We start from the raw sequence: 20,416 nt of genomic DNA, 5'->3' as shown, positions 1-20,416 counted from the left end.
TAGGAGTCGAGCATCCACGCCCGTGAGCCGCGGCCGTCAGCCGCGCCGGTCAGCCACGCCGGTCAGTCGCCGAGGTCGAGCGAGGCGACCGCCGCGAGTATGGCCGCGAGCGCCACGTCGGGGTGCGAGACCATCGACACGTGTGAGGCGGCGACCTCGGTGATGGTGGCATTCGCACGCTCGGCCATGCTGCGCTGCGTGGCCGGCGGAATCACGCGGTCTTCGGTGCCGACGACCGCCCAGCTCGGGATGCTCTTCCAGGCCGCAATCGCAGACGGAGTGGTGTTGGCACCCAGCGTGATGGGCCGCTGGCTCGCCACGATGAGCCAGCGATCGGCTTCCGAAAGGTCTTGCGCGAAGGAGTTGTGCACCGTGTCGGGCTTCAAGAACGCCTCGGCGTCGCCCTCGGGTGCGCCCGGGTAGCCTGCGATGTCGAGCACAGCCGTCGGGTCGGGTACGTCGAGCGCAGAGCCCGATCCGCCGAGAATCTGAAAGACGGTCTCACCGATCTCGGGGATGAACGCGTCGACGTAAACCAGAGCGCGCACGTCTCCGCCCTCCGAGCCGGCGTTCGTGACGACCACGCCGCCGTAGGAGTGCCCAACGAGCACAACCGGGCCCGAGGTGCGCTGGGCGAGGAACGAGGCGACGTAGGCGGCATCGCTCGCAACACCGTGCAGCAGGTTCGGCGGCGTCAGCACCGTGAAGCCCTGAGCCTGTAGCTCTTTCGAGACGGCGTTCCAGCTCGAGCCGTCGGCCCAGGCTCCGTGCACCAAGACGATGGTGGGTTTGGTCATGGTTGTACCCCTTCAAGACTCGTGATCTGCGATTGTGATCGTGCTTGTGATCCGGTTACGTCCGAGTGAGAGCGCGCTCACCTGCCCGCAGCATACGCCCGGCGGCCCGGCGCGCGATAGGTTCGATTCATGCGACTTGGGGTTCTCGACATCGGTTCGAATACTGTTCATCTGCTGTTGGTCGATGCGCACCCGGGGGCCGCCCCCGTGGCGTTCGGTTCGCACAAGCGGGCGCTGCAGTTGGTGGCCTATCTCGACGCCGACGGAGCCATCTCTGAGGAGGGGCAGCGCGAACTGCTCGACTTCATCGGCGAGGCCGCAGACTTCGCCCGCACCAACAACGCAGAAGATCTGCTCGCCTTCGCCACCTCGGCCATTCGGGAGTCGGCCAACGGCGACGCGGTGCTGGCGCGGGTGTATGCCGAAACCGGCATACGACTCGAAGAGCTCAGTGGCCCCGACGAGGCGGCATCCACTTTTCTCGCGGTGCGGCGGTGGTACGGCTGGGGCGCGGGCAACATTCTCAACCTCGACATCGGCGGCGGCTCGTTCGAGCTCGCCATGGGTACCGACGAGCATCCGGAGCTCGCACTCTCGGTGCCGTTGGGGGCCGGGCGTCTCACCTGGGACCATCTGCAGGCCGACCCGCCGACCGCCAAGAGTGTGAAGGCCACCCGCAAGTACATCAGGTCGATGCTCGAGGAGCCGATCGCCGCCTTCGCCGAACTCGACCCTGCCAACGTGGTCGCCGCGACCTCGAAGTCTTTTCGATCGCTGGCGCGCATCACCGGCGCGGCGCCCCGCGCCGCCGGGCCCTACGTCAAACGCGAACTGCGGCTCGCCGACCTGCGCCTGTGGTCGTCGCGGCTCGCGGCGATGTCGTCGGCCGATCGCACCGACCTGCCTGGTGTCTCGGATGTTCGTGCCAAACAGCTGCTCGCAGCCGCGCTCGTGGCAGAAGAGGCCATGGCCGGCCTCGGTATCGACGCCGCCCAGATCTGCCCCTGGGCCCTTCGGGAGGGCCTCATCTTGCGCCGCTTCGATCACCTGCAGGGGGCGTAGCGGTATCGGGCCGCGCCTCCTCAGCGCGGTGTGACCCCACCTCCCCGTGCGGCCGGGCAGCTAGTGCCGCGCCCAACCTTCGCATCAGCAGCGTTCGGAGGTCGAATTGGCCACGAGGGCCTGATCGCACTTGCTGCCAGAGCCGAACATCTCGAGCAGAGCGGCACCGCCGGCCCAATGACTCGGGCGTGTTCCGAAGCGACAGAGCCACCGCGCGAGTTCGGCCGCACGAAGCTCGCTGATGCGTTTCTCGAATCGCAGCAGACGGAGCAACTCGGCGATCTGTTCGGCGTCGGTGAAGACCATCCGTTCGGCCACCGAGTGCAACGAGACGGAATTCAGCGGCCGACTGACGGCATGACGAATGGTCTCGGCGGCCAGCCCGACGAAGTCACCCGCTTCGGCGCCATCGCGGCGGTGCAACCCCTCGTCTTCGAGCAGCGGATCGAACGGATTCGGCAAAGGCTCGACGCCCTGCGGTGCCCACAGTGCGGGGCGGCTCGTCGGCCGCCAACGCCGGTTCACGAGAGGGGCGAAGAGCCGCCCTTGCTGTCGGGGGTGAGTGATGTGTCCATATGAACGTCTTTCGCGGCAGACGTGGGCCATCGTCGGGCCGATGCGGGTTGCAGCAGCGGGAGGAGAGCCAGCTTAGCGAAACCGGGTCGAGTCGTGCGAAAACAGCGGAGAATTCGCTAGGGCGGGCACCTATCCGCCTTACCCCCGTGAATTCGCCGCCGTTTTGTCCGTCCCGGTCAGCTGCCGTCGGGATAGCCGCCGCGGTGGGTGACCAGCGGAAAACGCGGCAGGTGGGCGAAGGGATCGGCACGCACGGCGCTCGTGTGGGCGGCGAACGGAATGCTGGCGCGCCAGGCAGCGAGGGGCGGCGCCAGGGCAGCGGCGAGCGGTGCGGGGCCGACGGCGTGCATCCGGTCGGCTACAGCGATCAGGATGCCGGCGGGATTCGCCCGGAATGAGTCCAGTGCCTCGCGGTAGTCAGCTGCTGCACGCCGCGCCATCTCGGTGCCCGCGGGGGTGAGCTGGTAGAGCTTTCTTCGCGGCAGCACGGGGTCGGGCCGGGTGGTGATCCACCCTGAGCGTTCGAGAAAGCCGCAGGCCGTCTGGGCGGTGGTCGGTGTGACACCCGTGGCGAGGGAGAGATCGGATGCCCGTACCGGTCCCTGAGCGAAGGCGCTCAGAAAGTCGGCGTAGAGCACAAGCGAGACGGGCGAACGGCGCTCGAAGTCGAGCGCGAAGAGCAACAGCGCGCGAGACATCGCGGTCGGAAGGGAGACAACGCCAGCGACGTCTGCGTGCGGCGGAACTGCCGGTGCCGGTGCCGATGGCGATGGCAGCGAGGCGAGAAGGCCGTCTTTCATCCAGAAGCCCGGACCGACCTCGGGCAGGTAGTCGGGGAGGCCGGCGGGGGAAGCGGCGGGCTCGAGTGAGGCTGCGATTCCGACGAGCGCGGCGCGCAGGTCGGCAATCAGCGCGGAACCGTAGCGGTCTCGCCATCGCGACTCCACGTCGGCGAGGGCTGCCCTCCAGTGCGCGGCGGCCTTCGAGCCGGCGGATGTTCGGTGAATGACTCCCCCGGCCGCGACCGCCGCTCGCACCGCACTGGCATCAGTGCCGCTGGCGCCGCCCACCGTGACGTAGCCCCAGCGCACCATGCCGCTGAGTTGGGGCTTCGTGAGGTGCGAGACCTGCCGCAGGTCGGCGAGAGAGATGCCGTCAGGCGTATGCGGGTCGGGAATGTACTGCAGAAAGTTCAGCCACATCGCGAGCGAAGCCAGCCACGGTCCACGCGCCGCGATTCCGGCGGCCCGAGTCGCGGCTGTGCGATGGGGCATCCACTGCTCGAATTCGTTGTCGACCTCGATGGTGAACGCGACCAGGAGCTGCGACATTCGCGTCACCCACGAAGAGCGCACCTCACCCGACATACCTCGAGCGTAAGACCCGTCAGCGGCTCGAGTCACGATCGAGCTGCGAGTTTGTGCGGGTGCGAGTGGCAAACGCCCACACAAACCCGTAGCTCGATGTGCGTGGGGCCGACGGACTACGGCGTGTTGGGCTGGAACTCGACGCGCGAGCGGGGCACGTTCGCGAAGAGGCGATCGAAAACGTTGCGGCGGTCGAACTGCAGGGCGTACTCGCGGGCGCGCTCGGCCCATTCGGCCCGCTCCTCGCGGCTGGTGTCGACGACCGCGCGTACCAAGGCGGCCGCGATCGCAGCCGGGTCTTCGACCGGAACGACGAGCGCGTGGTCGCCTGTCGCCTCGCCGATGCCGCCGGTCACGGTGGTGATCACGGGGCCGCCGCCGGCGAGCATCTTCTCGGCGAGCGCGATTCCGAACGTCTCGACGAACTCCGGGCGGGGTTTGCTCGGCAGCACGAAGGCCGCGCATCCGGCCATCAGGTACGGCTTCTCTGCGTCGCCGACATCGTCGAGAAAACGGATGCGGTGACTCACCGATGATGCCGCGGCGACCTCACGCAGTACCTCGGCCTGCGGCCCGCGCCCCGCGATGATCAGTTCTTTGTCGGCGTGCACCCCGCTCAGCTCGTACCCGGCGATGAGGTCTTCAACACCCTTGGCCGGCATCAGCCGTGACAAGAAGAGCACGTATTCGTCGCGCTCAAGCCCGCGAGCGGCCAGCACGTCGTCGAGGATGTTGTCGTCGAGGTTCAGGTAGGCGTCGGCGTCGATGGCGGGGTACGACACCGAGATGCGCTGGCGGCACTGCTCGGCGAACCGGGTGCCGTGCTGGGCGTCGAGCGCAGCGGATTCGGTGATGATGAGCTGCTTGGTGTACTCCGAGACGGCGACGCAGTGGTCTTGACTGAGGTAGCTCGACAAGATGTGCGCGGCGGCACCGAGCCGGCCCTCTTCGACGGCGGTGCGGACGACGTTGGTGACATCCGACCCGACCGCCTCCGCGATGGTGGTCACGTTGACCGGCAGTCCGGTGCTCCACGCGGCACGCATGGCGTCGGCCACCGCGATGGTGTGCGGGCTCAGGTAGAGCGACAGGCAGACCGTCGGAACCCCGTCGGTGAAGAGTTCGATCAAGCGCCCGGTGATGCCGGCGAGGTACCGACCATCCGGAACCTTGTAATCGCCGACCGGCGCAGGCCGCTCGACGATGATGCCAGGAGAGTACGGCAGCACCGAGTCGAGCGGTTTCAGCGGAAGGCCGGCCTGCTGCAGCTTGTCGATGGGCCAGGTGACGATACGAACCTCGTCGAAGCCGCGTTGCAGAGCGGTTTCGGCGAGGTTGCGGGCCTCGACGGAGTGCCCGCAGATGACAGGATCGGCGCGCACGACGATCACGAGACGGTTTTCGACAGCGTTCACGATGATTCTCCCGGTGTGAGGGGCTGGGCTGAGGTTCTAGCGGGCACCGCGCCGAGGGGCGATGCGTTGAGAGGCACTGTGTTGAGGGGCACTGCGCCGAGGGGCACTGCGTTGAGAGGCGAGGGTCTCGACGGCGGAACGACGGTAGTGGCCCAGTCGCTCGGCTCGGGGCCGAGTTCGACGAGCAGCTCGCCGCCGCGGTGCAGTTCGGTTCCGCTGATCCAGCTGCGTTCGAGCGGCTCGCCGTCGAGCTGCATCGACTGCACGTACTGCACGGGGCCGCCGTGAGTCGGCTCGATGAAATTGCGGGTCTGGATGCTGAACTTCTCATCGCCGACGGCGATCGACGATTCGGCGAACGACGGTGCGTTCAGCAGGAAGGTATTCTGGCCCGCCACCGGAAAAATGCCGAGCGAGGCCCACACGTACCAGGAGCTGAGCCCGCCGGAGTCGTCGTTGCCCGGCAGCCCGCCACGGCCGGTGCCGAACTGCTGCAGCAGCACGTTGTGCACGATCTCGGCGGTGCGGTCGGGGCGCCCGGCATAGTGGTAGGCCCAAGGCGCTTCCATGTCGGGCTCGTTGTTGAGGCCCTCGAAGCGGCCGAGCTGGTAGCCCGCGAGCATCTCGGCGACGCTCGGCTTGTTGCCCGGCTGCACGGCGGGTTCGGCGCCGTAGCCGAAGAACTCGTCGAGCTGCCGGATGAACGCGTCGACTCCCCCGCTCAATTCGATGCGCGAGGCCATGTCGTGCACCAATCGGAACGAATAGTTGTAGCGGGTTCCCTCGTAGTAGTTCGAGTCTTTGAGCAGCCCCGTGTCGGGGTTGTACGCGTTCGCCCAGCGCTCGGCCAGCGGAGCGAGCTGCTCGGCCATCGCCTTGTCTCCGACCCGCTGGGCGACCTTCGCCGTGCACCAGTAGCCGAAGGCGAGGTCGAGCGTGTGGCTGATGGGGTGGGCCTCGCCCTGCAGCAGAAACTCCTCGCCGTAGGTGCGCCGCAGATCATCCGACATGTGCACCAGCGCCCACTCCCAGTCGATGCCGGGTAACCCGAGCTGGCAGAGATCGGCCAGGAAGGTGTGCGCGAGGGCACTGCCCTGCCGGGAGAAGCGGTCGCTGCCCTTGGCCATGCGGTAGCCGATGGGAAAGTTGCCCTCTTCTTCGCAGATGGTGAGCAGCGCGTTCGCGATCTCGACAGCCTTTTCGGGCATCAGCGTCGTGAGCAGGGGCAGCTGGGTGCGGTAGATGTCCCACATGGTGCTGAAGTCGAAGGCGAACGGGCCGTCGACGGGCCAGAACGGGCTTTCGCCCGGCGCGAGGCACGGCTTGATGAGCGAGTGATAGAGCGCGGTCGAGAAGACCGTCTTGCGCTCGACCGAGGGAGTGTCGACGGCGATGGTTTTGAGCTGCTTGCGCCAGACCTTCGCCGTCTTCTCGCGGCGGGCGGTGAACCGGTTCTCGCCCGAACCGACGTCGTCGATGAGGTTCTGCTTCGCCTGCTCGACACCCCTGAGTGAGAAGCCGATGCGCAGCTCGATCGTCTCGCCCGGCTGGCTGGGGCCGGCCCACATCAGACCGAACGGCCGCAGCGTGGTGGGCCTGATGTGCCCGAAGTCGAGCCGCTTGCCCCCGGGCATCAGCCGCCGGTCGTACCAGAGCATCTGGCGCCACTGCGGGCTGTCGCACTCGATGTACACCGAGATCGGGGCGCCTTCGACGACCACTTCGCCCGACGCGACGCCGGGCTCGTGCGACTCGAGGTGTGCGCGTAGCGGGGTGGTGGTGCCATGCGGAATCGAGAGTCCGCCCAGCGAGAAGTCGATGACGATGCGGGCGTTCGCGTGGCGGGGAAAGGTATAGCGGTGCACAGCGCTCTTCGGCCCCACAGTGACCTCGCCGGTCACGCCCGAGTCGAGCGTTGCCGAATACCAGCCGGGTTCGGCACTCTCGTCGGTGATCTGCCACAGGCGCCCCAGGGCATCCAGTGGTTCGATCATGGGCGTGACCCGAAAGTAGTTGTAGTACTTGCGAATGGCGCCGGTACCCGACTGCTGAAAATGTGTGAAACCCGAGATGAGCTGGCTGTCGTGGATGGTCGACGGCACCCCCTCGAGGCTCAGGTCGTAGCGCCCATAGCCCGTCGGGTATGCGCCCGAGTACCCGCACGCCGACACCATGCCGAGCGGATACGTCGCGCCGGGATGCGTATTGCCGATCTGAGGCTTGGGCCACCACCACGTGGCCGCGAGGCCGCTGGCGGGCGGCAACTGTGTCGCTTCTGAGCCGATGAACGGGTCGACTTTTCCGGTCATGAACCCTCGTATCCCAGTTGCATATGGTGACGTTAGGCTCACCGAGCGTCTATTGAATGAACCGCGCGTTTCGGTCTTATTAAGTTCGACGGCCAGCGAATGGTGGGGGCCGAATCGTGGGGCCGACCGGCGGGTTCACCTAGTGGAACTGCGGAATGATCAGGTACAGCCCGTACAGCACCGCTGCCGCACTGACGGCGAGGCAGGCATACCCGCCGACCGTCGCCGCCAGCGGGCGGTGCGACGCCGCAGAACTCGTGACGGTGCCGTCTGATTCCGTGTCGTCGGCCGAGCCCGTCGCCAGTAGCCGCAGGCTCAGCGCATAGAAGATCACCACGATGACAGCGGCCGCGAAAGAGACCAGCGCCACGACGACGAATGCTCCCCAGTTGATGTTGGACATGGTCAGGCTCCTGCCTTCGCGGTATCGGATGAACGGAGCTTCGGTGCGGCCGAATCGAGGTCTTCGTCGTCGTTGACGTTGTTCTGGTTCACGGGGTGACGCCGGGCGAGAATGAAGAATGTCAGGCACGCCGCGGCACCCAGAACAACCACGATCACCAAGCCGGCGGTGCTGCTGCTCGCCGCCCACGCGGCCACACCGCCGACCAGCGCCGCGGCGGGCAGGGTGAACACCCAGCCCAGCGCGATCTTGCCGACGACGCCCCAGTGCACCAGAGCGAGCCGCTTGCCCAACCCTGAACCGACCACCGCTCCCGAAGTGACCTGCGTCGTCGACAGCGGGAAGCCGAGCTTCGACGAGATGAGAATGGTCGCCGCCGAGCTCGTTTCGGCCGCGAATCCTTGGGCCGGATGCACGTCGGTGATGCGCTTACCGACCGTGCGCATAATGCGCCAGCCGCCGACATAGGTGCCGATAGCGATCGCCAGGCCGCACGACAGAATCACCCACAGCTGCGGAGCGGTGTTCGACGCCTGGTACCCCGCAGCGATCAGCGTGAGAGTGATCACGCCCATCGTCTTCTGGGCGTCGTTGGTGCCGTGCGCGAGCGAGACCAGCGAGGCCGAGACGGTCTGGCCGTGACGGAATCCGCGATCCGAGCCTCGTGCCAGGGTCTGCTTGGTGATCTTGTACGCCGCATATGTCGCTACCAGAGCGATCGCACCCGCGATGAAGGGCGAGAGCAGAGCGGGAATCACGACCTTCGACAACAACACCCCGTAGTCGACCGATCCGAAGCCCGCGCCGATGATGGCCGCGCCGATCAGTCCGCCGAACAGTGCGTGCGTCGAACTCGACGGCAGCCCGAGGTACCACGTGCCGAGATTCCAGATGACGGCGCCGAGCAGGCCGGCGAAAATCATCGTGGGTGTGATCTCGACACCGTTCGGGCCTTCCTTGATGATGCCCTGCGAGATGGTCTGAGCGACTTCGGTAGAGATGAAGGCGCCGGCGAGATTCAAGACGGCCGAGATGAGTACTGCGACTCGGGGTTTGAGCGCGCCCGTGGCGACCGAGGTCGCCATAGCGTTTGCGGTGTCGTGAAAGCCGTTACTGAAGTCGAAGACGAGGGCGACGACAACGACGAGAACGACGACGACGAGAACATCCATGGTGTGTGCATCCCTTGGTTTGCGCGGCGGCAAGCAGCTCTCGACTGCCTGCCCTGGCTCGTTCGGCGGCCACGCTAAAAGCGCAAAGTGAACACGGCATTAACTCCCCCGGGTGGTTGACACGCCCCCGTTTCCGTCGACAATGCCCCCTCGGACGGTGCGATGCCATCCATGGCCACTGGCGACCCGCGACCCGCGAATTGCGGCGGCGAGCGCGACACCTTCGGACGAAAGCGACCGCCCCAGCGGCTCATCTCGACCGCAAAAGTCACTCTCGCGGCCGACGCGAGGTCAACGGCCGTGAAGCGTGGCCGAAACCTCGGCGAGGAGCGGGGTCGTCAGCGCGAGCATGGCGGGGCCGACCGTTCTGTCTGTGCTTTCGACCTCGATCTTGACCCACGAGTCGTCGGAGACGAGATTCGCCGTCGACACGAGCACGCCGTCTGAACTGACCTGTGTGAACTCCGTGCCGGCGGCGGTTCTCTGAGGAGCGAGTCCCTGCGAAGCGAGATCAGCCCAATCGGCGAGTACGGGGTCATTCACCGCCGTGAAGCAATCGTGTGCGGCGGTTTCGAGTGGGCTCGCCGTGGGGTTCCATGCCTGCGTCGTCGACGCTGCAGTCGGTGCGGGATTCGTATCAGTTTCTCCAGCAGTCCGAGATGTGCAACCGGTCAAGAGGATGGAGGCAATCAGCACAGCGCCGACCGCGCCCAGTGCTTTGGCACCGATCTTGCGAGATGCTTTTCCAGAACCCTTCATGAGCTGAGCATACCTCGACATCGACGAGAACCCGAACGAAGGGCCCCGTCAGACCGCGGTGGGCAGCATCAGGTCGAAGCGGCAGCCGCCTGGCACGTTCTGCACCGACACGGCGCCGTGGTGAGCTTCGGCGATGCCGCGCACGATGGCCAGGCCGAGTCCTGCGCCGCCCGTCGGCGTCGGGGTGCGCGCCGCGTGGCCACGCCATCCCGGGTCGAACACGCGCTCGAGGTCGCTCTCGGCGATACCGTCGCCCGAGTCGATCACCGAAACCGCGGCCCGACCGTGCTGCAGCTGCACCGAGACCGTGACGAGTGAACCTGGCGGGGTGTGCTGCACGGCGTTCACGAGCAGGTTCGAGATGGCGCGGGTCAGCTCACGAGCATCCGCCCGCACCACGATGTCTCGGCCGAGCTCGGTGGCCACCCGGATGTCGCGGCCACCCGAGAAGGCCCGCACATCGGCGACGGCGTCACTGACAATGTCGAACAGAGTCACGTCTTCAAGCGTGAGGGTCAGCGTGCCCGAGTCGAGTTTCGACAGCTGGAACAGATCGTCGACCAGGCGAGTGAGCTGTTCGACCTGCGACCTGATCTGACGGTGATACCGCGTCGGGTCGCTGACGAGGCCGTCTTCGAGCGATTCCGACATGGCACGGATGCCGGCGAGCGGTGTGCGCAGGTCGTGCGAGATCCACGCCACGAGCTCGCGGCGCGACGCCTCGAGTTGCGCGGCCTGTGCTTGCGCTTCGGCAAGACGCTTGCTCGCCAGAACGAGCTCGTCGGCCAGTTCGATGAGTTCTGCCGACTGGTGACGGCCCGCGTGGTCGACCGTTTCGCCCCGGCCGATGCGGCGGGTAAGAGCCGACAGGCTGCGGGAGTTGCGCACGATCATCCAGCCGAGCCCGGCGGCGAGCGCAAGCGAAACGACTCCCGCCATGGTCGCCACGGTGACGGCGACCGTGAGGTCATGGGCAGAAAGGTACATCGCGTTGGCGACACTGATCATGCTCGCCACCACCGCGACCGTGGTGGCGAGCACCACGACGCAGAGCTGAATGAGCACGGATGCCCGGCGGATGAGCAGCAGCACACCCACCGCGAGCACGCCCACGATGGCGGTCGCGACAAAGGCGATGGCCGCCGCGGCCCCGAGATCAGACCAGGGCATCGGTACTCGCTTCGGCGTCGAAACGATAACCGACACCCCACACGGTGCATAGCAGCTGAGGCGCTCGGGGGTCGACCTCGATCTTCTCTCTCAGCCGGCGCACGTGCACGGTGACGGTCGACATGTCGCCGTGCGTCCACCCCCACACCGCGCGCAGCAGTTCGCTTCGGCTGAACACCTGCCGAGGTCGTTTCAAGAAGAACGCGAGCAGGTCGAACTCGCGCGCGGTGAGGGCGATCGGATCACCGTCGCGCGTCACCGTTCGGGCAGACGGATCGAGCACAAAACCGCCGAACTCGAATTCCGTCTCGGCCGTGAATTCCCCCAGCGATCGACGCAGAATCGACTGCACCCGCAGCACCAGTTCGCGGGGCGAAAACGGCTTGGTCAGGTAGTCGTCGGCACCGGCTTCAAGCCCGAGAATACGGTCTTCTTCGCTTCCGAGCGCCGTGAGAAGAATGATCGGCACCGCCGACCCGAGCCGCACCCGGCGACAGACCTCGACTCCGTCGACGCCGGGCAGCATGCGGTCGAGAACGATGAGGTCGGGCATCCGTCGTTCGATGAGGGCGAGGGCAGAGAATCCGTCGGTGACCGTATCGACCACGAACTCGGCCGACCGAAGGTAGGTCGCAGCGACTTCAGAGACCGTCGGGTCGTCTTCGACCACCAGAACACGACGATCGGCGAGGTCTCGCATCGCCGGAATAGTGTTCACCTTTTCAACAGTACGGTTCGGCGAGCACGCGGTGGTCTCGGTACGGGCATCCGTCCGCATTTCGTAAGCTTTGCGGCCGTGAACGACAGTCGCGCTCGACATAGCGTCGGTTTCATGAGCCTGACCATCGACAACAGAGAAGCTCTTTTCGCCGACGTGCGACGCGGCGACGGTGTGGCCTTCGACACGCTCTATCGCGGAATGTTCCAGCCCCTGCTCGCCGCGGTGCAGGCTATTCTGCTCGATCACGCGCAGTCGGAGGAGGTGGCGCAGGAGGTTCTGGTGGAGGTGTGGCAGACAGCCGCACGGTTCGATTCGAGCAGGTCGGGCCTTGCCACCTGGATGAAGATGATCGCCCGTCGGCGAGCCATCGACCGTGTGCGAGCCGCCGAGTCGAGTCGCCTGCGCGACGTGCGCATCGGCATTCGCGATTTCACCGAGGTTGCAGACGACCCGGCGCAGGTGGTCGAGGTGCGACTCGATTTCGAGCGGGTGCTGGGCGCCCTCGACACGCTTCCGGAGGCTCAGCGACGGGCCATCGAGCTGTGTTTTCTGCAGCAGTTGAGCCGTACCGAGGTGGCGCGGTGCCTCGGGATTCCGTTGAGCACGGCGAATTGGCACATCCGGCGTGGTCTGGCGGCCCTTCGCGTGCTACTGCAGGAGCACAATGCGACTACCGTTTGGGTATGAGTACAGACGTGGCCCCCGCGGCCGAGCAGGCGAAAACGAACGACGACGAGAACTCCGAGAACACATCCGGGGAGAATGCCGTCACGTTCGCTGACCTGGGTCTGAGCGACGCGGTACTGAAGGCCGTGCGTGAGATCGGCTACGAGACTCCCTCGGCCATCCAGGCCGCCACGATCCCCCCGCTGCTGGCGGGCCGCGACGTCGTCGGCCTGGCCCAGACCGGAACCGGCAAGACGGCCGCCTTCGCGTTGCCCATCCTCTCCCGGCTCGACGTGTCGCAGAAGAAGCCGCAGGCGCTGGTGCTCTCCCCCACCCGCGAGCTGGCGCTTCAGGTCTGTGAGGCTTTCGAGCAGTACGCCTCGCAGATGCGGGGAGTACACGTGCTGCCTGTTTACGGCGGCCAAGCGTACGGCGTGCAACTCTCGGCGCTTCGCCGTGGAGTGCACGTGGTCGTCGGCACGCCCGGCCGCATCATGGATCACCTCGCCAAGGGCACGCTCGACCTCTCCGAGCTCAAGTACCTGGTGCTCGACGAGGCCGACGAGATGCTCAAGATGGGCTTCGCCGAAGACGTCGAGACGATTCTCGCAGACACTCCCGACGACAAGCAGGTCGCCCTGTTCTCGGCCACGATGCCGGCGCCCATCCGCCGCATCTCCAAGCAGTACCTGCACGACGCCGAAGAGATCACGGTCAAGAACAAGACCACCACCTCGGCGAACACGACGCAGCGTTATCTGGTGGTCTCGTATCCACAGAAAGTGGATGCCCTGACCCGCATTCTCGAAACCGAGAACTTCGAGGGCATGATCGTGTTCGTTCGCACCAAGAGCGAGACCGAGACGCTCGCCGAGAAGCTGCGCGCCCGCGGATACTCCGCCGCCGCCATCTCGGGCGACGTCGCCCAGGCCCAGCGCGAACGAACGGTCAACCAGCTCAAGAGCGGCAAGCTCGACATTCTGGTCGCAACGGATGTCGCGGCACGCGGCCTCGACGTCGACCGCATCAGCCACGTGGTGAACTTCGACATTCCCATCGACACCGAGTCGTACGTGCACCGTATCGGCCGCACGGGTCGCGCCGGGCGCAGCGGAGCCGCCATCAGCTTCGTGACCCCGCGGGAGCGCCGCCTGCTCGGCGCCATCGAGAAGGCCACGCGCCAGCCCCTCACACAGATGCAGCTGCCCTCGGTCGACGACGTCAACAGCACGCGGCTCACCCGGTTCGACGACGCCATCACGGCCGCGCTCTCGCAGCAAGACCGCATCTCCGCGTTCCGCGACATCGTGGGCCACTACGTGGAGCACCACGATGTTCCCGAGGGCGACGTCGCGGCGGCCCTCGCCGTGGTGGCTCAGGGCGACACTCCCCTGCTGCTCGAACCCGAAGACTCCCGCGCCCAGCGCTTCGAGCGCGACAACCGCGAAGACCGCGCGAGTGGTGGTTACCCGAGCCGAGAAGACAGAGGCGCCCGCGACTCGCGCGGCGGTGCATCCGGTGGCTACGGCGGGCAGGATGCCCGGGGCGAGCGCCCCGACCGGGCTCCGCGCGGCTCGAAGCCCATGTCGCCGTACCGCATCGAAGTAGGAAAGCGTCAGAAGGTCGAGCCGCGCCAGATCGTCGGAGCCCTCGCCAACGAGGGCGGCCTCAGCCGAGAGGACTTCGGGCACATCGACATCAAACCCGACTTCTCGATCGTCGAACTGCCTGCGGATATGCCCAGCCGCGTACTCGAGAAGCTTCGCGACACCCGCATCAGTGGCAAGCTCATCGAGATCAAGCCCGACCGCCGTGGCGGCGGCGCACGCAGCTACGACCGACCGGGCCGGCCCGACTTCGACGGTAACGACACCCGCCCGACACGCAAGCCCCGACACAAGTAGCCAATACACGTAGGCCGTACAAATGACAGGCGGCGCAGCCGCCCGACACGCGAAGTGAGCTGATTCACCCCCCAGCGAGCGAGGAGATGCCAGTATGGTGGCGCCGTCGACATTCGATCGCGAATACAGAAACTGGGGAATCACATCGTGACCATGCCACCGCCGCCGCCTCTTCCGCCGCAGCAGGCCTCGAACGTTCCGAGCGGCCCGGTGCCGCTCTGGGCTCCGTATTACAACGCGCCGTTCGGCGTCGCCGTCAGACGCTTCTTCACCAAGTACGCCACGTTCTCGGGCCGCGCGAGCCGCGCCGAGTACTGGTGGTGGTTTCTGGTGTCGGCCGTGATCGGCGTGATCTTCAGCATCATTCTGCAGGCCACTGGCGGAAACAACATGAACGGCAACGGAATGACAGCGGGCGGCACCGTCGTCTACATCATCTACCTCGTGTGGGCCCTCGTGATTCTGATTCCGGGACTCGCGCTGCTTTCGCGTCGCCTGCACGACGCCAACCACTCCTTCTGGTGGATCTTCATCGCCCTGATCCCGCTCGTCGGCGGCATCATTCTGCTGGTGTTCGTTCTCACCGGCCCGAAGCCCGAAGGCGCACGGTTCGACCGACCCACCAGCTAAGGCGAGGCACGCCCTACAGCCAGACGGTCGCCAACCACACGGCGACCACCGCAAGCACAAGAAGCGCGACGTTCAACCCGAGCTGTCGCGCTTCTTTGCGTGCCAGGTGCAGAATGATCGCCCCGATCTGCACCAGCACGAGCCCGATGGCTGCCGCGAGCGCGAGCCACGGCGCGATGCCGGTGAGCGGGGGCAGAATGAGGCCGATCGCAGCGAGCACCTCGAGGATTCCGATGAGCTTGACCGCCGGCATCGGCGCGGTTTCGACCCACTTCATCATCGTTTTCAGCTGAGTTCGGTTGCGCGCGATCTTCATGGCGCCCGAGTACAGGTAGAACACAGCAAGTACGCCGGCGACGATCCAGTAGGCAATCTCCATACTGCTCATTGTGCCCCGGCCGAAAGCGCCCGCCCGCCACCCGGCCAGTATTCGGCCGAAAGGTTGCCCGCCTGGCGGCTCGACAGCTACCCGGCGAGACGTGCATGCTGAAGTACACGGCCACAGTGAGGTGGCCGCGAGACCAACGGAGGCCTTGATGTCCATTGCAGAATCCCCCACTACCCCCACCACCGAGTACCGCCCGGCCCCGCCGTTCGACCCCGAACTCGCCGCCGTGCTCGCGGTTCTCGGCGCCCAGATGCCGTCGACTCTCACGACGGAGATGATCGGCCCGATGCGCTCGGCGAACGTCACGCCGCCCATCGACGAGGTGCTCGCGGCTCGCTCTGTAGACGTGGTTCGCGAAGATCGAGCCATTCCCGGCCCGGCCGGCGCGCCTGACATCACCATCAGTATTTTCAAGCGGGCCGACCATGTGGCAGGAGGGCCGGGCATTTATCACACGCACGGCGGCGGCATGATCATCGGCGACCGCTTCACCGGCATCGACACGATTCTCGACTGGGTGGAAGAGTTCGACGCCGTTGCGGTGACGGTGGAGTACCGGCTCGCCCCCGAGCATCCTGACCCCGCCCTCGTCGACGACTGCTACACCGGCCTGGTGTACACCGCCGAACACGCCGACGAGCTCGGCTTCGACGCCAGCCGACTGATCATCGCCGGTGCGAGCGCGGGTGGCGGCCTTTGCGCGGGCGTGACGCTGTTGGCACGTGACAAGGGCGGCCCCGCGCTGGCAGGCCAAGTGATCATCTACGGCATGCTGGATGATCGCAACGAGACGGTCTCGAGCCACCAGATCGACCAGATCGGCGTCTGGGATCGCGGCAGCAACGACACCGGGTGGGATGCCCTGCTCGGCGATCGACGCAAGACCGATGCCGTGTCGATCTACGCCGCACCTTCGCGGGCGACCGACCTGTCGAACCTGCCGCCGGCCTACCTCGACTGCGGGTCGTCTGAGGTGTTCCGCGACGAAGACGTCGCCTACGCGTCGAAGATCTGGGCCGACGGCGGCATCGCCGAACTGCACGTCTGGCCGGGCGGGTTCCACGGCTTCGACATGATGGCTCCCCAGGCCGCGCTTTCGGTGGCCATGCGTGAGACCCGCACAGCCTGGGTGCGGCGGCTGCTCGGCGCGTGACGCGAGGCGCCCACCCCTTCTGTCGCCGCGACGACAGAGGTAGGGTGGGCGCAACAGTTCGTGAGATGAGTGGCGAAGATGCATCAGCTCGTGGGGCGCCTCACCGCGCTCGATCCAGAGGCGAGCGAGAGCCTGAAGGTCATCGCGTACTTCGATGCGCTCGTCGACGGCCACGCGAACACCGAGGTGCTTCTGCGCGGGGCGGCGGTGCTGAGCGGGTGCGCGGCGGGATTCGCCGCTGCGGGCACTCAGCGGCGAGTGGATGCCACGGGCATCCGTTCGCCCGTCGACGCCACAGCGTCGCCCCCACTGTGGCCGCGGCATCCGCTCGGTGACGGCGGGTACGCGTGGCTCGAGCGGGTGGGGCCGGCGCATGCCAACGACGAGATGATTCTCGAGCGCCTGGTGATCGCGTTGAGCATCACGTTCGAGCGCTCGGCGCCCGTCGTGGCTGCGCGAAGGGCAGTGGAGACGGTCGTGGATTTCGCTGCTCCGCGCGCGGATCGGCTGACGGCAGCGACTCAGCTCAAACTCGACATGACCGCAGACTACTGCGTGAGCGCGATGCCGGCGCTGTCTTCGGCGCCGGGTGGCCATCAGACCGTGATGGTGACCCGGGTCGGAGCGGTGCGGGCGGTCATCCGGCCGGCCCGCCATGGTACGACCAACGCGAGCGTCGCTGATCCCGTCGCTGAGCCCGTCGATGGACCCGTCGCTGAGCCCGTCGCGGTGCCCTTTGTGGAGCGCGTTGGCGTCGGCTTCGCAGTACCGCCGGGCGAACTCGACCGATCGTGGAGTTCGGCGTTACTGGCCCTGCGCATGACGAGCGAGCGGGAGCCGGTGGTGCAGGCCGACGACCTCGGGGCCGTGTTGATGCTGGCGGAGGCCGCTGACGAGCGTGATGGCGACCACCCCGACGTGCTCGCTCTGAAACGCCTGATCGGGTCGCCGGGAGCCGCGCGCGATCTCGTCGAAGCGATGGTCGCGACCGGCAGCGCCAGAGCCGCCGCCCGTGAACTCGGGATGCACCATTCGACCGTGCAGGCCAGGGTCGCCGATTATTCCCAGGCGCTCGGCTTCGATGTGCGCACCATGAGCGGCCAGACGCGTCTGGAACTCGCCCTTCGGCTGTACTACCTCTCGACGAACGTGTTCGGCTGACGCCTTACAGCGCCTCGGTGCCGGAGTCGTGGGCAGTCGGGTCGGTGTGGCGACCGTCATCACCCGCGCCATCGTCATCGCTCGCCACAGTGCTCGGCAGCAGCGTGACGAATCGCGCAGCCACGGTCGCCTCATCGAACGGCACCGCATTGCCCACCTTGTAAGCCGGTTCGGCGAAGGCGATGAGCCAGCTGATGGGGCCGCCCGGGGCCAGGCCCGGGTATCCCGCCATCTCGTTGTCGCCGGGCCCGATCACGACGCCCGTGGGCTCCCCCTCCCAGCCCGAGTCACCGGATGCACCGGATGCACCTCCCGTCACCGTGACGAGGGCGCCGACCCCGACCGACTCTTCGCGCGGGCTGGTCGGGGTCGTCTCTTTGCGGTTCTTACGGATGAACATGCCCACACCCTATCCGGCGCCGGATGAAGGCGGCTCGGAGTCGACGCCGACGGGCACAAGAACGACATTCCGCAGTTGCGAATCGACGACCTCGGCCGTCAGAAAGGTGCCCACCGGCTGCCGACGGCGGTCGGTCGGCGACCCGGGGTTGAGCAGCAGCATTCCGGCCGGCGTGCGGGTGTTCCAGGGAATGTGGCTGTGCCCGAACACCAGCACATCGGTATCGGCGAAGTCGCGGTCAGCGCGCTGCTCCCGGCCGGCCGCCGCCCCGGTTTCGTGCACCATCGCGAAGCGCAGCCCGTCGAGCGTGACTCGCGCCACCTCGGGCAGTCGCGCCCGCAGCTCTGGGCCGTCGTTGTTGCCGAACACTCCGACGAGCCGGGCCGCACGCGACTCGAGCGCGTCGAGGGTTGCCACGTCGACCCAATCGCCGGCGTGGAACACCACATCGGCCTCGTCGACCGCACGCCACACCTGCCCGGGCAGGGCCTTCGCCCGCTTGGGCAGGTGTGTGTCGGCGAGCATGACCAGCTTCAGAGCCATGCTCGACCGTACCGCGTCGGCTCGCGCCGTGCGCGCGGCTCGAGGCTCACGGCTCACGGCTCACGAGGGTAGCGTCCGCCCGCGCAGGCGGCGCCAGCTCACGAAGCAGCGTCAGCTCGTGAAGCAGCGTCAGCTGGTGAAATACACCCCGCTGTCGAGATCTTCGATGAGGGTGGGGCCGGTCGGCGTCCAGCCCAGCAGCTGTCGAGTGATCGCCGACGACGCCGGAATATCCATGCCGAAGAAGCCGCCGATCGTGCCGAACTGCGCCTGTGCATCTTCGGACGCGATCGACTCGACCGGCAGGCCCAGCCCGCGACCGATGGCCTCGGCGATGGTGCGGGTCGGAATCGCCTCTTCGCCGATGGCGTGCAGCAAGGTGCCGGGAGCCGCCTTCTCGAGCCCGAGGCGTACGACGCGCGCGGCATCCGTTCGGTGCACGGCCGGCCAGTGGTTCGTGCCGTCGCCGATGTAACCAGACACGCCCGACGCCTTCGCGGCGTCGACGATGAACTTCACAAAACCCTTGTCGCCCGCGCCGTGCACGGTCGGTGCGAAGCGCACGCTCACCGCACCGACGCCCTGCTCGACGAACTCGAGTGCGCGGTTCTCGCTGCCGCCGCGGGGCGACTCGAGACCGTGGAACGGCGAAGCGTCGTTCTCGGTCAACGACCGGCCGGGAACCGCCCCGGCCACGCCCGATGCCAGCAAGAACTTTCGATTCGAGCCCGCCAGTGCCTCTCCGATGGCCTCGACCGCCTCACGCTCGGCCTTGTTCGAGACCTCCGGGTGAGCCCAGTCGTGCTTGTTGGCCAAGTGGATCGTCGCGTCGGTGTCGCTCGCACCCGATCGCAGCGCGCCCAGGTCGTCGAGGTCGCCGCGCAGCACCTGAGCGCCCTTGGCCTCGAGTCGGGCCGCAGACTCGTCGGAACGAGCGAGACCGAGCACGTCGTATCCGTTGGCGAGGAGTTCGTCGGTCACGGCCGACCCGATCCAGCCGGATGCGCCGGTGATGAATACACGCATGAGTGCTTCTTTCTTCCGCGCCCGCGTTGACGGCGGGCTAAGGTGATGTCAGAGCCTGTCATCGGCTCGCTTCTCACTGTAGCGCTTATGTCAGAGTCTGTCATCACTTCGTTTGAACCGGTAGCATGGAGTTATGGTGCGATGGCAACCCGAAGCCCGCGAGCGACTGCAGAAGGCCGCGCTCGAGCTCTTCTTGGCAAACGGATTCGACGATACGACCGTCGCCGACATCGCCGCGGTCGCCGGGCTCACCGAGCGCACGTTCTACCGGCACTTCGCCGACAAACGCGAGGTTCTGTTCGGCGGTCAAGACATCTTTCAGGGTGGATTCACCGAGGCGGTCGATTCGGCACCAGCGGATGCCCGTGCCCTCGACATCGTCGCCGACGCCGTCGCGGCGGTCTGCGCCCCCACGGGCATGTTCTCCGAAGAACGGCGCCCGCACTCGCGCCTCCGCCAGAAGGTCATCGCCGAGCATCCGGAGCTGCAAGAGCGCGAGTTGCTCAAGATGGCATCTCTCGCCGGCACGCTCGCTTCGGCCCTGCGTGCGCGCGGCGTGACCGAGCCGACGGCGACGCTGGCGGCAGAGTCGGGGGTGACCGTGTTCAGGCTGTCGTTCGACCAGTGGATCGCAGAGGGCTCAGTAGCGACGCTCGCCGAGATCGAGCGAGATCTGTTCGAGGCGCTGCGGTCACTGTCACCCTGACCCTCGAAAAGATTCTTGGGATCGGCTGAACGAATCGTAAGGGCGTCTCGTAGTTAGGTTAGGCACACCTAACCAATGGATGCCCGAC

21 protein-coding genes are annotated in these 20,416 nt (G+C 66.8%); 7 read left to right on the top strand and 14 right to left on the bottom strand.

Translation table 11 applies throughout. The features are described 5' to 3' along the window. Positions 1 to 62: 62 nt before the first annotated feature. Positions 63 to 797: an alpha/beta fold hydrolase gene (locus LQ955_RS01975; RefSeq protein ID WP_231026570.1), complete on the bottom strand. Its 735-nt coding sequence runs from the start codon at positions 795 to 797 to the stop codon at positions 63 to 65. Positions 798 to 926: 129 nt separating this feature from the next. Here LQ955_RS01975 and LQ955_RS01970 point away from each other — a divergent pair, with 129 nt between their 5' ends. Further along, positions 927 to 1,859, top strand: a complete 933-nt coding sequence (locus LQ955_RS01970) for a Ppx/GppA phosphatase family protein (protein ID WP_231026569.1) — start codon at positions 927 to 929, stop codon at positions 1,857 to 1,859. Between the two features lie 84 nt (positions 1,860 to 1,943). On the opposite strand, the gene LQ955_RS01965 is transcribed toward LQ955_RS01970, so the two are convergent. From LQ955_RS01965 to LQ955_RS01925, 9 genes are all read right to left on the bottom strand, one after another. Then, on the bottom strand, positions 1,944 to 2,384 hold the full coding sequence (locus tag LQ955_RS01965; RefSeq protein ID WP_231026568.1) for a hypothetical protein: 441 nt from the start codon (positions 2,382 to 2,384) through the stop codon (positions 1,944 to 1,946). 227 nt (positions 2,385 to 2,611) lie between these two features. Beyond that, entirely contained in the window at positions 2,612 to 3,766 is a 1,155-nt protein-coding gene (locus tag LQ955_RS01960) for a MarR family winged helix-turn-helix transcriptional regulator (protein WP_231026567.1), read from the bottom strand. Between the two features lie 152 nt (positions 3,767 to 3,918). After that, positions 3,919 to 5,217, bottom strand: a complete 1,299-nt coding sequence (locus tag LQ955_RS01955) for a glycosyltransferase (RefSeq protein WP_231026566.1) — start codon at positions 5,215 to 5,217, stop codon at positions 3,919 to 3,921. Beyond that, entirely contained in the window at positions 5,214 to 7,526 is a 2,313-nt protein-coding gene (locus tag LQ955_RS01950; protein WP_231026565.1) for a glycoside hydrolase domain-containing protein, read from the bottom strand. The genes LQ955_RS01955 and LQ955_RS01950 overlap by 4 nt, the downstream gene beginning before the upstream one ends. Positions 7,527 to 7,665: 139 nt before the next feature. Continuing rightward, positions 7,666 to 7,929 (bottom strand): hypothetical protein, encoded by a 264-nt coding sequence (locus LQ955_RS01945; protein ID WP_231026564.1) that lies wholly within the window; start codon positions 7,927 to 7,929, stop codon positions 7,666 to 7,668. A gap of 2 nt (positions 7,930 to 7,931) precedes the next feature. Then, the gene (locus tag LQ955_RS01940) at positions 7,932 to 9,101 is read right to left on the bottom strand and encodes an inorganic phosphate transporter (RefSeq protein ID WP_231026563.1); all 1,170 of its coding nucleotides are present in this window, start codon (positions 9,099 to 9,101) and stop codon (positions 7,932 to 7,934) included. 291 nt (positions 9,102 to 9,392) lie between these two features. After that, positions 9,393 to 9,644, bottom strand: a complete 252-nt coding sequence (locus LQ955_RS01935; protein ID WP_231026562.1) for a hypothetical protein — start codon at positions 9,642 to 9,644, stop codon at positions 9,393 to 9,395. A 264-nt stretch (positions 9,645 to 9,908) separates the two neighbouring features. Then, entirely contained in the window at positions 9,909 to 11,030 is a 1,122-nt protein-coding gene (locus LQ955_RS01930; protein WP_231026561.1) for a sensor histidine kinase, read from the bottom strand. Beyond that, the gene (locus LQ955_RS01925; protein WP_231028230.1) at positions 11,017 to 11,730 is read right to left on the bottom strand and encodes a response regulator transcription factor; all 714 of its coding nucleotides are present in this window, start codon (positions 11,728 to 11,730) and stop codon (positions 11,017 to 11,019) included. Before LQ955_RS01925 ends, LQ955_RS01930 begins: the two co-directional genes overlap by 14 nt. Before the next feature lie 132 nt (positions 11,731 to 11,862). Between LQ955_RS01925 and LQ955_RS01920 the strand changes: the two genes are divergently transcribed. The 3 genes from LQ955_RS01920 to LQ955_RS01910 all read left to right on the top strand — a co-directional run bounded on the left by LQ955_RS01920 (position 11,863) and on the right by LQ955_RS01910 (position 14,951). Then, positions 11,863 to 12,438, top strand: coding sequence for a sigma-70 family RNA polymerase sigma factor (locus tag LQ955_RS01920; RefSeq protein WP_231026560.1), 576 nt, complete (start codon positions 11,863 to 11,865; stop codon positions 12,436 to 12,438). Further along, a complete protein-coding gene (locus tag LQ955_RS01915; protein ID WP_231026559.1) occupies positions 12,435 to 14,321 on the top strand; it encodes a DEAD/DEAH box helicase in 1,887 nt (628 codons plus the stop codon). Before LQ955_RS01920 ends, LQ955_RS01915 begins: the two co-directional genes overlap by 4 nt. A 153-nt stretch (positions 14,322 to 14,474) precedes the next feature. Next, positions 14,475 to 14,951, top strand: coding sequence for a DUF805 domain-containing protein (locus tag LQ955_RS01910; RefSeq protein ID WP_231028229.1), 477 nt, complete (start codon positions 14,475 to 14,477; stop codon positions 14,949 to 14,951). 13 nt (positions 14,952 to 14,964) lie between these two features. Here LQ955_RS01910 and LQ955_RS01905 read toward each other — a convergent pair whose 3' ends face one another. Beyond that, positions 14,965 to 15,330, bottom strand: coding sequence for a DoxX family protein (locus tag LQ955_RS01905; protein ID WP_231026558.1), 366 nt, complete (start codon positions 15,328 to 15,330; stop codon positions 14,965 to 14,967). A gap of 157 nt (positions 15,331 to 15,487) precedes the next feature. On the opposite strand from LQ955_RS01905, the gene LQ955_RS01900 reads away from it, so the two are divergent. Together LQ955_RS01900 and LQ955_RS01895 are read left to right on the top strand one after the other, a co-directional pair. Continuing rightward, a complete protein-coding gene (locus LQ955_RS01900; protein WP_231026557.1) occupies positions 15,488 to 16,492 on the top strand; it encodes an alpha/beta hydrolase in 1,005 nt (334 codons plus the stop codon). 78 nt (positions 16,493 to 16,570) lie between these two features. Further along, positions 16,571 to 17,653, top strand: a complete 1,083-nt coding sequence (locus tag LQ955_RS01895; protein WP_231026556.1) for a helix-turn-helix domain-containing protein — start codon at positions 16,571 to 16,573, stop codon at positions 17,651 to 17,653. Between the two features lie 4 nt (positions 17,654 to 17,657). Here LQ955_RS01895 and LQ955_RS01890 read toward each other — a convergent pair whose 3' ends face one another. The 3 genes from LQ955_RS01890 to LQ955_RS01880 form a co-directional block, all read right to left on the bottom strand. Next, positions 17,658 to 18,053 carry a hypothetical protein gene (locus LQ955_RS01890; protein ID WP_231026555.1) on the bottom strand — a complete coding sequence of 132 codons (396 nt, stop codon included), beginning with the start codon at positions 18,051 to 18,053 and terminating at the stop codon, positions 17,658 to 17,660. Between the two features lie 9 nt (positions 18,054 to 18,062). Beyond that, entirely contained in the window at positions 18,063 to 18,596 is a 534-nt protein-coding gene (locus LQ955_RS01885) for a metallophosphoesterase family protein (protein WP_231026554.1), read from the bottom strand. Positions 18,597 to 18,725: 129 nt separating this feature from the next. After that, positions 18,726 to 19,622, bottom strand: coding sequence for an SDR family oxidoreductase (locus LQ955_RS01880; protein WP_231026553.1), 897 nt, complete (start codon positions 19,620 to 19,622; stop codon positions 18,726 to 18,728). 133 nt (positions 19,623 to 19,755) lie between these two features. Between LQ955_RS01880 and LQ955_RS01875 the strand changes: the two genes are divergently transcribed. After that, on the top strand, positions 19,756 to 20,328 hold the full coding sequence (locus LQ955_RS01875) for a TetR family transcriptional regulator (protein WP_231026552.1): 573 nt from the start codon (positions 19,756 to 19,758) through the stop codon (positions 20,326 to 20,328). The last annotated feature ends 88 nt before the right edge of the window (positions 20,329 to 20,416 follow it).

It is taken from the genome of Subtercola endophyticus (assembly GCF_021044565.1).
Taxonomy (GTDB): Bacteria; Actinomycetota; Actinomycetes; order Actinomycetales; family Microbacteriaceae; genus Subtercola; species Subtercola endophyticus.
This window is presented reverse-complemented; position numbering and strand designations above follow the sequence as displayed.

Bases quoted from the DNA above. Each gene is read 5' to 3' on its own strand.
- LQ955_RS01970 (WP_231026569.1), top strand. From the start codon at position 927: ATGCGACTTGGGGTTCTCGACATCGGTTCGAATACTGTTCATCTGCTG.
- LQ955_RS01890 (WP_231026555.1), bottom strand. From the start codon at position 18,053: ATGTTCATCCGTAAGAACCGCAAAGAGACGACCCCGACCAGCCCGCGC.
- LQ955_RS01905 (WP_231026558.1), bottom strand. From the start codon at position 15,330: ATGGAGATTGCCTACTGGATCGTCGCCGGCGTACTTGCTGTGTTCTAC.
- LQ955_RS01975 (WP_231026570.1), bottom strand. From the start codon at position 797: ATGACCAAACCCACCATCGTCTTGGTGCACGGAGCCTGGGCCGACGGC.
- LQ955_RS01900 (WP_231026557.1), top strand. From the start codon at position 15,488: ATGTCCATTGCAGAATCCCCCACTACCCCCACCACCGAGTACCGCCCG.
- LQ955_RS01950 (WP_231026565.1), bottom strand. From the start codon at position 7,526: ATGACCGGAAAAGTCGACCCGTTCATCGGCTCAGAAGCGACACAGTTG.
- LQ955_RS01930 (WP_231026561.1), bottom strand. From the start codon at position 11,030: ATGCCCTGGTCTGATCTCGGGGCCGCGGCGGCCATCGCCTTTGTCGCG.
- LQ955_RS01915 (WP_231026559.1), top strand. From the start codon at position 12,435: ATGAGTACAGACGTGGCCCCCGCGGCCGAGCAGGCGAAAACGAACGAC.
- LQ955_RS01925 (WP_231028230.1), bottom strand. From the start codon at position 11,730: ATGCGAGACCTCGCCGATCGTCGTGTTCTGGTGGTCGAAGACGACCCG.
- LQ955_RS01945 (WP_231026564.1), bottom strand. From the start codon at position 7,929: ATGTCCAACATCAACTGGGGAGCATTCGTCGTCGTGGCGCTGGTCTCT.
- LQ955_RS01880 (WP_231026553.1), bottom strand. From the start codon at position 19,622: ATGCGTGTATTCATCACCGGCGCATCCGGCTGGATCGGGTCGGCCGTG.
- LQ955_RS01875 (WP_231026552.1), top strand. From the start codon at position 19,756: ATGGTGCGATGGCAACCCGAAGCCCGCGAGCGACTGCAGAAGGCCGCG.
- LQ955_RS01885 (WP_231026554.1), bottom strand. From the start codon at position 18,596: ATGGCTCTGAAGCTGGTCATGCTCGCCGACACACACCTGCCCAAGCGG.
- LQ955_RS01895 (WP_231026556.1), top strand. From the start codon at position 16,571: ATGCATCAGCTCGTGGGGCGCCTCACCGCGCTCGATCCAGAGGCGAGC.
- LQ955_RS01910 (WP_231028229.1), top strand. From the start codon at position 14,475: ATGCCACCGCCGCCGCCTCTTCCGCCGCAGCAGGCCTCGAACGTTCCG.
- LQ955_RS01920 (WP_231026560.1), top strand. From the start codon at position 11,863: ATGAGCCTGACCATCGACAACAGAGAAGCTCTTTTCGCCGACGTGCGA.
- LQ955_RS01960 (WP_231026567.1), bottom strand. From the start codon at position 3,766: ATGTCGCAGCTCCTGGTCGCGTTCACCATCGAGGTCGACAACGAATTC.
- LQ955_RS01940 (WP_231026563.1), bottom strand. From the start codon at position 9,101: ATGGATGTTCTCGTCGTCGTCGTTCTCGTCGTTGTCGTCGCCCTCGTC.